This window comes from Metabacillus rhizolycopersici, assembly GCF_020075705.1.
The window spans coordinates 1-11915 of sequence record NZ_JAIQUM010000108.1; the positions used below are offsets into that span (position 1 = coordinate 1).

At 35.5% G+C, this 11915-nt stretch carries 12 protein-coding genes and 2 pseudogenes; 12 read left to right on the forward strand and 2 right to left on the reverse strand.

Translation table 11 applies throughout. The annotated features are described in order from the left end of the window. Window positions 1-854: 854 nt before the first annotated feature. Both K9V48_RS29520 and K9V48_RS25070 read right to left on the reverse strand, forming a co-directional pair. A complete protein-coding gene (locus tag K9V48_RS29520; RefSeq protein ID WP_308012624.1) occupies window positions 855-1349 on the reverse strand; it encodes a CBO0543 family protein in 495 nt (164 codons plus the stop codon). 269 nt (window positions 1350-1618) lie between these two features. Beyond that, complete coding sequence (locus K9V48_RS25070; RefSeq protein WP_224141831.1) at window positions 1619-2383, reverse strand: sulfite exporter TauE/SafE family protein; 765 nt, start codon at window positions 2381-2383, stop codon at window positions 1619-1621. Between the two features lie 415 nt (window positions 2384-2798). On the opposite strand from K9V48_RS25070, the gene K9V48_RS25075 reads away from it, so the two are divergent. The 12 genes and pseudogenes from K9V48_RS25075 (at window position 2799) to K9V48_RS25130 (ending at window position 11600) form a co-directional block, all read left to right on the forward strand. Then, a complete protein-coding gene (locus tag K9V48_RS25075) occupies window positions 2799-3182 on the forward strand; it encodes a YndA family protein (protein WP_224141832.1) in 384 nt (127 codons plus the stop codon). Between the two features lie 308 nt (window positions 3183-3490). After that, window positions 3491-4060 carry a DUF4256 domain-containing protein gene (locus tag K9V48_RS25080; protein WP_224141833.1) on the forward strand — a complete coding sequence of 190 codons (570 nt, stop codon included), beginning with the start codon at window positions 3491-3493 and terminating at the stop codon, window positions 4058-4060. A 503-nt stretch (window positions 4061-4563) separates the two neighbouring features. After that, window positions 4564-4695 (forward strand): annotated as a pseudogene (locus K9V48_RS25085) (ketoacyl-ACP synthase III); the annotation flags it as partial. Between the two features lie 94 nt (window positions 4696-4789). After that, entirely contained in the window at window positions 4790-5356 is a 567-nt protein-coding gene (locus K9V48_RS25090) for a histidine phosphatase family protein (RefSeq protein WP_224141834.1), read from the forward strand. Between the two features lie 58 nt (window positions 5357-5414). Beyond that, the gene (gene fabZ / locus K9V48_RS25095; protein WP_263432947.1) at window positions 5415-5855 is read left to right on the forward strand and encodes a 3-hydroxyacyl-ACP dehydratase FabZ; all 441 of its coding nucleotides are present in this window, start codon (window positions 5415-5417) and stop codon (window positions 5853-5855) included. 34 nt (window positions 5856-5889) lie between these two features. Next, a pseudogene (locus tag K9V48_RS25100) lies at window positions 5890-6045 on the forward strand (aminoglycoside 6-adenylyltransferase); the annotation flags it as partial. A 188-nt stretch (window positions 6046-6233) separates the two neighbouring features. Further along, window positions 6234-7568 (forward strand): RNA-guided endonuclease InsQ/TnpB family protein, encoded by a 1335-nt coding sequence (locus tag K9V48_RS25105; RefSeq protein WP_224141835.1) that lies wholly within the window; start codon window positions 6234-6236, stop codon window positions 7566-7568. Window positions 7569-7668: 100 nt separating this feature from the next. Continuing rightward, window positions 7669-8430: an aminoglycoside 6-adenylyltransferase gene (locus K9V48_RS25110; protein WP_224141836.1), complete on the forward strand. Its 762-nt coding sequence runs from the start codon at window positions 7669-7671 to the stop codon at window positions 8428-8430. 75 nt (window positions 8431-8505) lie between these two features. Continuing rightward, the gene (locus K9V48_RS25115; RefSeq protein WP_224141837.1) at window positions 8506-8940 is read left to right on the forward strand and encodes an SMI1/KNR4 family protein; all 435 of its coding nucleotides are present in this window, start codon (window positions 8506-8508) and stop codon (window positions 8938-8940) included. A 203-nt stretch (window positions 8941-9143) separates the two neighbouring features. Then, window positions 9144-9560 carry a MarR family winged helix-turn-helix transcriptional regulator gene (locus K9V48_RS25120; protein WP_224141838.1) on the forward strand — a complete coding sequence of 139 codons (417 nt, stop codon included), beginning with the start codon at window positions 9144-9146 and terminating at the stop codon, window positions 9558-9560. Between the two features lie 339 nt (window positions 9561-9899). Further along, the gene (locus K9V48_RS25125; protein ID WP_224141839.1) at window positions 9900-10541 is read left to right on the forward strand and encodes an SDR family oxidoreductase; all 642 of its coding nucleotides are present in this window, start codon (window positions 9900-9902) and stop codon (window positions 10539-10541) included. Between the two features lie 66 nt (window positions 10542-10607). After that, entirely contained in the window at window positions 10608-11600 is a 993-nt protein-coding gene (locus K9V48_RS25130; RefSeq protein ID WP_224141840.1) for an LLM class flavin-dependent oxidoreductase, read from the forward strand. Window positions 11601-11915 lie beyond the last annotated feature (315 nt).

An 11915-nucleotide genomic window follows, 5' to 3' on the forward strand; every position in this document is an offset into this window, starting at 1 on the left:
AGACACTAAAAACACTTTTAAATTCAATTATAGATTACTTAAAATCAAAAGATCCCTAAGCACTATTTGCAAAGGGATCTTCTGTAATAATTGTTGAATTCCTATTAATATATCATTCCAACTAGTTGAAATGATAGTCAAAAAATATTCCATTAAATCAGAATTTACAATAACTAATCTACTCTCTTGAAAAGATAAGGTGTATAAAAGACCTTCTTAGAGATTTGGTTTTGGTTACCTTTAAGGCAACACGAAAAATATATAAATTTAGTCTTGCAATTCTATTGGCGAATTGCTACATAAGTAGATATAGAAAGAAGGAGTTTAAAAATGTTGATATATAAGGACTTTAAGAGTTTAAATGTAACATAGCTTGTGTTACATATAACGACTTATCAATTTAACGCTACAAAGAAAAATAGTATATACAGCAGAATGAACAGACCACCCTATAATAAGAGTGCCCTTTTTATGTCGAAACTTGTTTTCTAGTAATATTTGAAAATGTAAGCGTTTTCTGTTATGGTAATAATGGGTTGGATGGCACGTGTGGCTGTCATAGTATCTGGCGTAGGTGGGGCCGATATCGGAAGAGGACTTAGATAAAATATCCTTTTTTAGTTGAATAAAATCATAGATAAACAATAAACCCCTTGGGCACCAAAGGGGTTATTTTGGTGTAGCTGCCTCTAAGAAGTTTTATGTTAACTAGGTTTGTATTCAATATACATGGATAATAAAGCAAATGTACCCAACCTCTTTTTTTTCGATAATTAGCCTTATGTAGACTAGAAATGTATTGGTTATACAATGGATTAAACCGAACAGCAGTTGTAGAGTTACTAGAGTTTAAACTAAATGTAGTCGAAAATAGTCAAGTAAAACACAGCAAAAAATACAGATAGTATTAATGCCCAAAGCGTATGGACATGATGAAGTCTTACCATTGGAAACATTATTATGACAAATAAAAATGACCATCCCAAATGCCATCCATTGTGATAGGATAATATCCCAAACCATTCGCCTATCCACTCTAATAACATAAAACTAAGTATCCATTTTAATGTGTAAGTAATTTGTTTCTTAATTCTACTAGGATAATTAGACAAAAAAACAAAAGCTATTAAAGGGTTTATGATGAGATTGTGTATAAAATGAACATTCATAAGATTAAAAATAGAATCTTCTTCAAGTTCCCACAAATGATAATGACTATGTGAAATAAACTCGTAAAGGAAAGTTGATAAAGATATATATAGCATTGTGGGGTAATATTCTTCCCAGTTTTTCCAATCACCCTTCAATAAAGAAAATAACATAACTAGGATAACAAGGATTAGGTTCATTTATTTTCTCCTATTTACAAACTAGTTCATATTATTAACATTAAATTACAAATTATACCAATCCGTTGATTGAACGGAGTTCAAAGCATTTTAAGAGTCAGTATAAAAAGGGATCTCCAGTCGAAGATCCCTTTTTCATTGCCGATAAGCGTGATGATGTCAATTAGATTTGTATGAAGTATGCATAAACTTATTTGTTTTTTAACTAAAATTTAATGACGTTAAAAGTGAGGTATTAAGGAATGACCATCTCTCAAACATTAACCTATTTAAATAAGCTTTAATCCACTTATTAAAATGATCGTAGCCATTACAGTTTGGAGAGGCTTAGCAGGAAATTTGGCAGATAATCTGCTGCCTATTAACACTCCCGGGATTGATCCTATTAGCAAATTAGCTGTCAACGTATAGTCAACACTTCCAAAACTAGCATTTAATATACCTGCAGCGGTTACTAAAAAAAAGGCGTGTGCAATATCTGTTCCTACTAACTCAGAAGTTTTCATTCTGTATAAGTATAACATAGCAATGGCAAATAAAGATCCAGATCCAATGGATGTTAGTCCCACTATAAAACCAAAGATAACACCTATGAGAATGGTTTGTGTTTTCTTTTTTTCAAGAGGTTGCATTTGCCAACGATTAGGCCGTATCTTCTTATCAAAAAAGACTCGAATAAGAATAGAAATAGCTACTAAAGTCAAAACATATCCAAGTGCATGTTTAATAATTTGCTCCTGATGTTGGTGAAATGCTGGAAAAAGATGAAGAGTCCCAATCGCAATTACAGCACTAGGAATACTACCTAACGCCAAATATTTTACCAATTTGAAATTAATGGTACCTTGTTTCCAGTGTTGACCTAGTCCGAATAGTTTTGTAATGGAATTATAAACAAGGTCTGTTCCTACTGCGACGGAAGGATTTATACCTAATACTATTAAAAGAGGGGTCAAAAGAGCTGCTCCTCCCACTCCTGTTAGTCCTACTAAAATTCCTACCACTAATCCCATAATCGCGATACTGACGCTCATCTTGTTGCCTCCAATTCAATTAAATCCTAGTATGTTTATATGATTATAATGCATTAGTATACTCCAGTAAATAATATTCTGAATATTTTTGATTCAGTCTATTTACATACAACACTTTATGTATCTGCCTTCTTAGGGGTGTAACTATCGTTAGAAAGGAAAAACAAAAAGGATTAGGTACCTTTTGGATACCCAATCCTTTTTGTTACCGATAATTAGCTCTATGTTAACTGGATTTGTATAGAGTATTCATTTCTAGATCCTCATAAGGTTATAGCATTTTGACTGTTCTTCTCTTTTAGAGATTAGTTGCAAGTATTTTGTAGCTTTTGTACCAAAACAAAAGGACCTGTTAAATATTCCCTTATATATATATATTAAAAGGGAACGTTCAAGTCAAAACGGGAGAGAAGGAATGGGCATGAAAAAGTTTAAAATGAGTGTCGTGGCATTGGTAGTTGCGTTGTTGATCCCATCTTCTACATTTGCAAGCGGCTGGGATTACTTAGGAGAAGAATCTCTTTTTTCTAATGGTGATGAAAGTGATGTGTATGCCTCTACTGGTGGAGATTATAAGATTTGTCGGGATCCTTACGTGGGTCCAGCTGGTAAGTTAAAAGTTGAATTATGGGAGTACGATCCTGAAAGTTATAATGATTATGTAGGAACAAGATATATAGAACGAGGCAAATGTGGGTATTTCTGGGGTATTGGTAAATTTGTTGATGGAGGAAATGAAGCGGAATTTTTTGCGAAATCAAAGACTGACAGTGATATGCATTTAATCTTTTATGATTAATTCACTAACTGAATGAAAAAGGGATCTCCAGTCGAAGATCCCTTTTTCATTGCCGATAAGCGTGATGATGTTAACTAAAAAATTAGAAGTTTTTAAACATCTGATTCTAAAAAGTTCTGCAATAAACACCAGTTGAAATAAATTAATCGGTCTTCAGCAATCCGATTATGATTGTAGAGGAATGGATTTTCTGAATCATCTAATTTAGTGTAAACTGAATTCACATAGCGATTTAAAGGATTTATTATACAATAAATTTTATATATACTTAAACCATTATGAGTAAAAATAATATGGAGGAAACTAACATGACAAAGATAAATAAAATGGAGTTGCCACTAGAACAGCGTGAAGAATTACTAGAAGCATTGAAGGCCCGTTTTGAGAAAAACATGCACCGCCATGAAGGTGTTGAATGGGATAAAGTCCAAGCAAAGCTGGATGCTAATCCTGAAAAACTGTGGTCGCTTAATGAAATGGAGATAACTGGTGGTGAACCGGATGTTGTTGAATATGATAAAAAGAAGGACGAATATATTTTTTATGATTGTTCAGCGGAAAGTCCTAAAGGTCGCAGAAGTGCTTGTTACGACCGTGAAGCGCTGGAGTCAAGGAAAAAACATAAACCAGAAAATAACGTTATTGATATGACAACTGCCATGGGCATTGAACTTTTAACAGAAGAACAATATCGAGCGTTGCAGAAACTTGAAAATTTCGATAGGAAAACCTCGAGTTGGGTGCAAACTCCCTCTGATATTAGAGAACTCGGCGGTGCCCTTTTTTGCGACTATCGCTATGGGCATGTATTCGTGTATCACAATGGTGCGGACTCCTACTATGCTGCCAGAGGGTTCCGTGGCTCGTTAAGGGTCTAAATTTTGCATAGAAGGCTAAATTTGAATTTGAGAGCGGATTAACTAGGGAAAGGATTTCATTTCATTCTTCAACTATCGGATGCGTTTATTTAAGAATGCGTCTTTTCGTGTATTGGACTAGATTGTGGAACAAACTTATAAATGATGAATATTTGTACTTAAACGCAACTGGAAGTCTCACTTTATAGAAAAGTAGGAATGATGTACAAAAAGAATAAGCCGTTACGTAAATCTGTTCAAGTATGTATTGAGGAGTTTAGTACATTCAGGTGTGATGACGAATAAGCCCATAACATTTCGGTTATGGGCTTATTTGTATCATTCATTTTTACTAGTAACAATAGAAGCTAATAATCTCCTAGAGTAACGCCTTCTTTTTTTGTTTTCTACATTTTGAAATAAGTTATAAATTATACATAAAAGGTAAATTTTAATAAAATTAGTACCAGGTGCTAGTAACAAGTGTTAAAATTGTGTTAAGTCATAAAATGAGGTGAACTGTTATGTTTAAATCGAAAGCTCATATTACTGCAAGCGGTTCATATGTTCCTGAAATAAAATTAACAAATGATGATTTAGAAAAAATGGTCGAAACGAACGACGAGTGGATTGTTCAACGTACAGGAATTAAAGAGTCATTCGTGAAGTGAAGAGCTACAAGTGTTTAGCTAAGAGAGTTACAATAGCACTTTTTATATGAAAAGTTACTTATTTTAACAGGAGATTGGAATGGAAATTTCATTGATTAGACATGGAAAATCTAAGCATATAGAAAATACTCGAATAACTTGTAAAGAATTTCAAGAATGGGCTGAAAAGTATGATAGCAGTGGGGTTTTTGAAGAAAGTAGTTACCCACCAGTAACACTTGAAAAAATAGCAACAGCAAATGTTGTGATGACAAGCGATTTGAAAAGGTCAATAGAATCAGCAAGTTTATTGAATCCAAATCAAAAAGTCTTTTCTGATGCTTTATTTAGGGAAACAGAATTACCTGCCTTCCCAAGAATATTGAGGTTGAAATTGAGTCCAAATAGTTGGACAGTCATTTTAAGGTGTCTATGGTTCAGTGGATATTCAAGACAATGTGAGTCTTTGGTAAATGCAAAACAGAGAGCAAAACAAGCAGCTGAACAATTAGTGAAGTATGCAGAGAAGTATAACTCAGTTGTTTTAGTTGGACATGGATTTTTTAATAGATTGATATCTGAAGAACTAATGAAAATGGGTTGGGAAGGTAAAGGGAAATCAAGTGTTAAACACTGGAGTTGTACGACATATTCGTTATTGAACTAAGCACATGAGTTTTTCATTAAGGACTAAAATACTAATGGATATCTTCAAAATATTGGTTATGGGAGGTGCATTGATTTTGGATACTCAAAAAATGAAAGATGTTATTAGACATCGTTATCCATTTCTTTTAGTAGATAGGATTTTGGAATTAGACGAAGGAAAAAGAGCAATAGGGATAAAAAATGTGACAGCCAATGAGCCTTTTTTTAATGGACATTTTCCTGATTATCCTGTTATGCCAGGTGTATTAATTGTTGAGGCATTAGCTCAAGTAAGTGCAGTTATTATGCTAACTAAAGAAGGAAATCAAGGGCGATTGGGGCTTTTAGCAGGTATAGATAAATGTCGTTTTAAAAAGCAAGTAAAGCCAGGAGATCAAATTCGTCTTGAAGTTGAAATCGTTCGATTAAAAGGCCCTATTGGGAAAGGAAAAGGTATCGCTACCGTTGATGGAGAATTAGTCTGCGAGACAGAACTGATATTTGCATTCGGTGATTAAAAGCCTTTAAAAAATGATAGAGACTGAGGTGAGGATGTTGAGAAGCGGGGAAGAAATAATGGAATTAGGAATGAAGTTTGCGCTTAACTGTGAAAAAATTAGACTCTTTACTCTGGAGGGGTCACGAACAAATACCAATATTCCGAAAGACGATTTTCAAGATTATGATTTTAGTTATTTTGTTACGGATTTTCCCGAACGAGAAAGCCTACTTCTTCAGAGGTGGGATGATAGTGAGGTTGAAACAGGCGTATCTTTAGATACGTTAATGTTTCAACTTTTTTGTTCTTTAAACGAGCGTATTCTTTGAATTGGAAACTGATGTTCTTATATAATTGAACTATAAATTTAGTTTAAAAATGGGAAAGGAGGAAAAACATGTTTGTAACTCACTCATTCAAAATACCTTACGATGAAAAATTATATTCAGAATTAAGGTTCATGCAACGAGAAGCTGCTTCCGTTTGGAATGATATTGTCAGAGAAGCAACATCTTATTATTTTGCTTTCAAAAAGTGGTTGAGTAAAACGGAAATACAAACAGTACGGAAGCAAACGTATAATCTTCATTCTCAAACTGTTCAAGCCATCGCAGATAAGTATGAAGCGAATCGTGAAACGATACGTAAATTGAGAAAAACTAATAAAAAGGCAAAATATCCATGGAAAAGAAAATACTATTATTGTATTCCATTAAAGAAAGCTTCAATGGATATTTCAATTGAAACAATTAAAATTAAAAAATCCGAATACGAACTATCACTTCCAGAATTATTAATTAAAAAGAAAAAGAAGAATTGGAATGAAAAGTACCCTAAGAAGAACAAATCTATTTCGATTCCTAATCTTTCAAAAGAAAATTTAAAAAATTGTAACTATGCTGAGGTTGTTTGGCGAAACGGAGCATACTGGTTTTGTTATTCTGTTTCCGAACCAGAAAAAGATATTTCCTCTCTTAAATTTAAAGTGGCAGGTGGAGATTTAGGTGAAATCCACGCTATAACGGTAGCTACTGAAGACAAAGCTTTATTGTTGTCAGGTCGAGCGATGCGTAGTATATCGCAATTCAGAGCAAAGGCATTAGCCGATTTGAGTAAGAAAATGTCTCGTTGTAAAAAGGGCTCTCGACAATGGAAGAAATATAAAAAAGCAAGAGTAAGAATTCGTCAAAAGACAAAAAATTCACTCGAAGAGTTAGAGCATAAAACAACAAAAGAAGTTGTTTCTTTTTTAGAAAAAGAAAATGTGACTAACCTTGTAATCGGGAACGTGTCTGGTATTGAAAAGAATACAAAGAAAAACGGAAAAAAGAAACGAAAAAACACTAAAAAAAGACGACAACAGTTATCTCTTTGGAATCAGGGTAAAATCAAGCAGAAATTAAAGTACAAAGCCCAACTAAAGGGTATAACTGTTGAAGAGACAGAAGAAAGTTATACATCTCAGGATTGTACGTTTTGCGGTAGCCGACATCAAGCAAGCGGAAGAAATTTCAAATGTTCTGTTCATAAAACAGAAATCCATCGTGATATTAATGGAGCGAAAAATATGGCGCGTAAGAAATATCACATGGAAATAAAACCACTTATTTCGGTTCTATATAAACAACCTGTTTGGTATAAAAGATTTTTGTCAATGGAGGAAAGACAAAAAACAAAACATCCAAATGATAAACCTAAAAAGGAAAAAAGTATCGCCGTACGGACGGCGTAGTAGGCACAGACCTTGCCCTTTTGATAGACCGTTTTTCTCTATCGAAAGTTGTTCGCCCAAGTTTCGCCTCTGCTACTTCTTTTGGGAGTTTGTAAGTGAAATGTTTGCGAAAAAGAATCCCATTGCTTTAGCTGTGGGAGTGGTCAAGGATATGGATTATTTCAAAAAAAGTGATGATTGGTTAAGTTATTTTGGTGACAGGATCATGATGCAACAACCAGAAGCAATGGAATTATATCCGCCTGAATTAGGGAATTGGTACTCGTATCTGATGATTTTTGAAGATGGTACGAAAATTGACCTTACACTTATTCCACTTAATGAATATGAAGACTATTTCAAAAATAGTGATGGACTAGTTGAAGTGTTATTAGATAAAGATAACCTTATTCAAAATACAGTTATGGCGACAGATAGCATGTACCACATTCAAAAGCCAAGTGAACAATCATTTGATGACTGTTGTAATGAGTTTTGGCTAACATCTACATATGTTGTAAAAGGTCTTGCTAGAAGGGAAATTCTTTTTGCTATTGATCTTATGAATAGGGCATTTCGTCCAAGTTTGCACACGATGTTGCGGTGGAAGGTTGGAATGGAAACGGATTTTTCTTTAAGCATAGGAAAATCTGATAGGTTCTTAAAAAAATATGTTTCTGAAGACATATGGAATAAAGTTTTATCTACTTACGATATGGGATCATATCCAAAAATGTGGGAAGCGCTTTATACTAGTATTGAATTATTTAGAGAAGCTTCTCACTGTATCGCAGAAACATATGGTTATAAATATCCTGATTATGATGAAAAAGTGAGCATATATATAGAAAGAATTCGTCAAAAATATACCCAATTACTATAATTGTGAAGGATCAAAACGATGCAAGTCTTATTTCTATCATACATATGATTAGCAAAGAAAGGGGATTTACGATCTATGTGGAGGAATTATATCCAATCGGTCACATCTGGTTATCAATTTAAAGAACCTGCAACTAAATCAGAAATTGGTCAAATAAAAGAGAAATTACAAGTTGATTTACCAGCCGAATTAAGAGAGTTATTTAATGAAACGAATGGAGTGTTTGATGAGTACCATTGTCCGCTAATTTGGTCAATCGATCAGATCGTCAAGGACAACTTGTTCTTTAGAAATTTCGCTGATTATAAGGACATTTTCATGCCATTTGATCATTTACTCTTCTTTTCTGATGCTGGAAATGGTGATTTATTTGGATATCGGATATTAAACGGAAGTATCCAGACAGAGGATATTTTTGTTTGGGATCATGAATCGGATAGTAGAAAGTGGATTGCTTCTTCTCTAAAGGACTTCATTGAAGGATGGGCGAATGATAGAATTTCTGTTTAGGTGCCGCATCTTCATATACAGTGGCTGAAATGGAGTATATTTGAAAAATTCACAATCACTACACAAGTCATATGAAGACTGGAGTATACGTAGAATAAGTATAGTTCAAAACAATTTCTCTCCAGAGCAAATCGCTTGAAAACAAACTAATTCATGGATATAGTTAGCATACTAACTAGTTACTACTGAAAGAAGGTGGTCTATTGATTGAGGACGAAATTCGGGGAATTCTTGATGAACTATCGGCAAAAACGCGGAGGAATTATTCGGAAATGTTGCGCGAGCTCGGTCTTCATATAGGTCAAGATCAGCTATTATGCCGATTGTGGAAAGAGGATGGTGTTACACAGAGCCAGTTAAGCGAACGGTTGACTTGTGAACCTCCAACTGTTGCCAATATGGTAAAGGCATTGGAAAACTACGGTTTAATCTACCGACATCGTGATCAATTAGATGCTAGAGTCAACAGAGTCTATTTAACACCTAAGGGTCAGGACCTAAAAGAGCCGATTGAAAAGGTTTGGAGAAAGCAGCAGGATAAATTATTGGATGGAATGTCATCTGAGGAGCTTTTAGTCTTAAAAAAGCTTTTAAAGAAAATGGCTGAGAATCTATCATAAGCTCGGCTTTTTATCCCACCTTAACGGGCAGTAAAACTCTTAACGAAAGATTGGAGAGAAGCAAAGAGGATAAGTGGGAAATAACTGCCCGTAAAAGATCCGACGAAGGACAGGACGTCCAAGTCAGGTGAAGCCACAGGATGTGGCGTTTTGAGCGTGATAAGTCTCGCTAACCATCAGTGGGGGATGAAGAAAACCCCCACTGATGGAAGTCTCACTTTACGAAAATCATTAGCATGCTAATTGTTTTCTAGATAATAGAAGTGGAAAACGATTTGTTCACAACTTGTCCTGACGTAAAGAGATTTCAAATATAAAAATGAAGGAGCTTGATGATTCATGAAAGTTTTCGTTGTTGGAGCAAATGGACAGATTGGAAAACACCTTATAAATCTATTAAAAGATAGTAAGGAACATACAGTAAGAGCGATGGTTAGAAAGAAAGAACAAGCGGATGCTTTTGAAAAGGTAGGAGTAGAAACAAGACTAGCAGATTTAGAAGGAAGTGTGGATGAAATCGTAGAAGCTGCAAAAGGCTGTGAAGCTATTGTCTTTACTGCTGGCTCTGGCGGACATACGGGTGCTGACAAAACACTTTTAATCGATTTGGACGGAGCGGCAAAAACAATCGAAGCTGCTCAGAAAATCGGCATTAAGCGTTTCGTTATGGTCAGTGCGATTCATGCCCATAGACGAGAAAAGTGGAGCAGTATCAAACATTATATGGTTGCCAAGCATCACGCGGACAAAATCCTTGAACAAAGTGGCTTAACTTATACAATTATCCGCCCTGGTGGCTTATTGAATGAGCCGGGTACTGGAAAGGTGTCAATTGCGGAGGATTTAGAAAGAGCCTCGATTCCACGTGAAGATGTAGCGCAAACGATTGTGACGGCTTTACCGATGGAAAATACTTTTAACCGTTCATTTGACCTTGTGTCTGGTGAAGAGGTGATTTCAGATGCATTGAATAGGATTTAAGCATTCAGATGGACGAAAGAAACTCGATTTGCTAATGGAATAAGCTGATTGGAGGAATGTGAAAAAATGAGATTAAGTATTTTGGACCAAGCCCCTATTACGAGGGGAAATAAGGCTACGGATGCATTGAAAAACGCGGAGGAATTGGCCATTTTAGGCGATGAATTAGGCTATCATCGAATGTGGATGGCAGAGCATCATGGAACAAACGATTTTGCAAGTTCAGCTCCTGAAGTGACGGCAGCTCATTTGGCTGCGAAAACGAGAAAGCTTCGAATCGGCACTGGGGGAGTGATGATGATGCATTATTCTCCATTAAAACTAGCTGAGGTGTTTAAAACGTTAAGTGCATTTTCACCGGGTAGGATTGATTTTGGAGTTGGGCGAGCTCCTGGAGGGGATAACCATTCTATGTATGCATTATCGGAAGGACGCCAACCGATGTTTAACAATATGTATGAAAAATTTGATACGGCCCTGCAATTGATCAACGATGAAGTACCTAGAGATGGATTGTATAATAAAACAATTGCTACACCATCCCAAGTTAAATTACCAGAAGCTTGGTTGTTAGGTTCGACTGGTAATAGCGCGATTCAGGCAGGGAGAAGGGGAATTGGCTATTCCTTTGCACAGTTTTTCAATGGAGAGATGTCCACTGACATTTTAGATGCGTATCGCAATAGCTTTCAATCTTCAGCTTTTATGGAGAAACCGCAAATCAGTGTGACCTATATGGTGACAACAGCCGAAACAAAAGAAGAAGCTGAATTCCAAGCAAAGCCTCAAGATATTTGGCGTTTACTCTTTATGAAGGGTAGGCTCGCACCGCTTTTGACACCTGAGGAGGCCCGTGATTATCCATTGACGGAAATCGATCATATGACCATTAAAGAAAATCGAAAAGTACATTTAGTTGGGGATGCGAAAGAAATTGCGACGTTGTTACGAGAAGAACAGGAGCAGTATGGATTTGATGAAGCAATGATTGTCAGTATTCCTCATTCACAAGCGAAGCGCCTAGATGTATATCGATTATTGGCACGGGAATTGTTGTAAGTTTGAGTGAAGGAAAGCAAGTGGGATAATTCCAATCATGCTTTAGATTTTCCTGAAAATGAATCTAAAGCATGATAACTATCGATTATTAATTGACTCGATACGGCGCATGTGGAGTGCTGTTCACTACTTGTAAGAAAAGAATAATAGGAGATGCAACAGTGAGAAAAGCCTTTCCATTTGGAAAGGCTTCAGACTGTAGACAAACTCGATGAAAATTGAGTTTGCCTACGGTCTTTTTTGTTTTAAACTAGAAGTAAGAAAAACCTTGAGGTGATGACGATGCTTTCGAAACATAATTCTATTCAACGAGAT

Bases quoted from the DNA above. Each gene is read 5' to 3' on its own strand.
- K9V48_RS29520 (WP_308012624.1), bottom strand. From the start codon at position 1,349: ATGAACCTAATCCTTGTTATCCTAGTTATGTTATTTTCTTTATTGAAG.
- K9V48_RS25070 (WP_224141831.1), bottom strand. From the start codon at position 2,383: ATGAGCGTCAGTATCGCGATTATGGGATTAGTGGTAGGAATTTTAGTA.
- K9V48_RS25075 (WP_224141832.1), top strand. From the start codon at position 2,799: ATGGGCATGAAAAAGTTTAAAATGAGTGTCGTGGCATTGGTAGTTGCG.
- K9V48_RS25080 (WP_224141833.1), top strand. From the start codon at position 3,491: ATGACAAAGATAAATAAAATGGAGTTGCCACTAGAACAGCGTGAAGAA.
- K9V48_RS25090 (WP_224141834.1), top strand. From the start codon at position 4,790: ATGGAAATTTCATTGATTAGACATGGAAAATCTAAGCATATAGAAAAT.
- fabZ (WP_263432947.1), top strand. From the start codon at position 5,415: ATGGGAGGTGCATTGATTTTGGATACTCAAAAAATGAAAGATGTTATT.
- K9V48_RS25105 (WP_224141835.1), top strand. From the start codon at position 6,234: ATGTTTGTAACTCACTCATTCAAAATACCTTACGATGAAAAATTATAT.
- K9V48_RS25110 (WP_224141836.1), top strand. From the start codon at position 7,669: ATGTTTGCGAAAAAGAATCCCATTGCTTTAGCTGTGGGAGTGGTCAAG.
- K9V48_RS25115 (WP_224141837.1), top strand. From the start codon at position 8,506: ATGTGGAGGAATTATATCCAATCGGTCACATCTGGTTATCAATTTAAA.
- K9V48_RS25125 (WP_224141839.1), top strand. From the start codon at position 9,900: ATGAAAGTTTTCGTTGTTGGAGCAAATGGACAGATTGGAAAACACCTT.
- K9V48_RS25130 (WP_224141840.1), top strand. From the start codon at position 10,608: ATGAGATTAAGTATTTTGGACCAAGCCCCTATTACGAGGGGAAATAAG.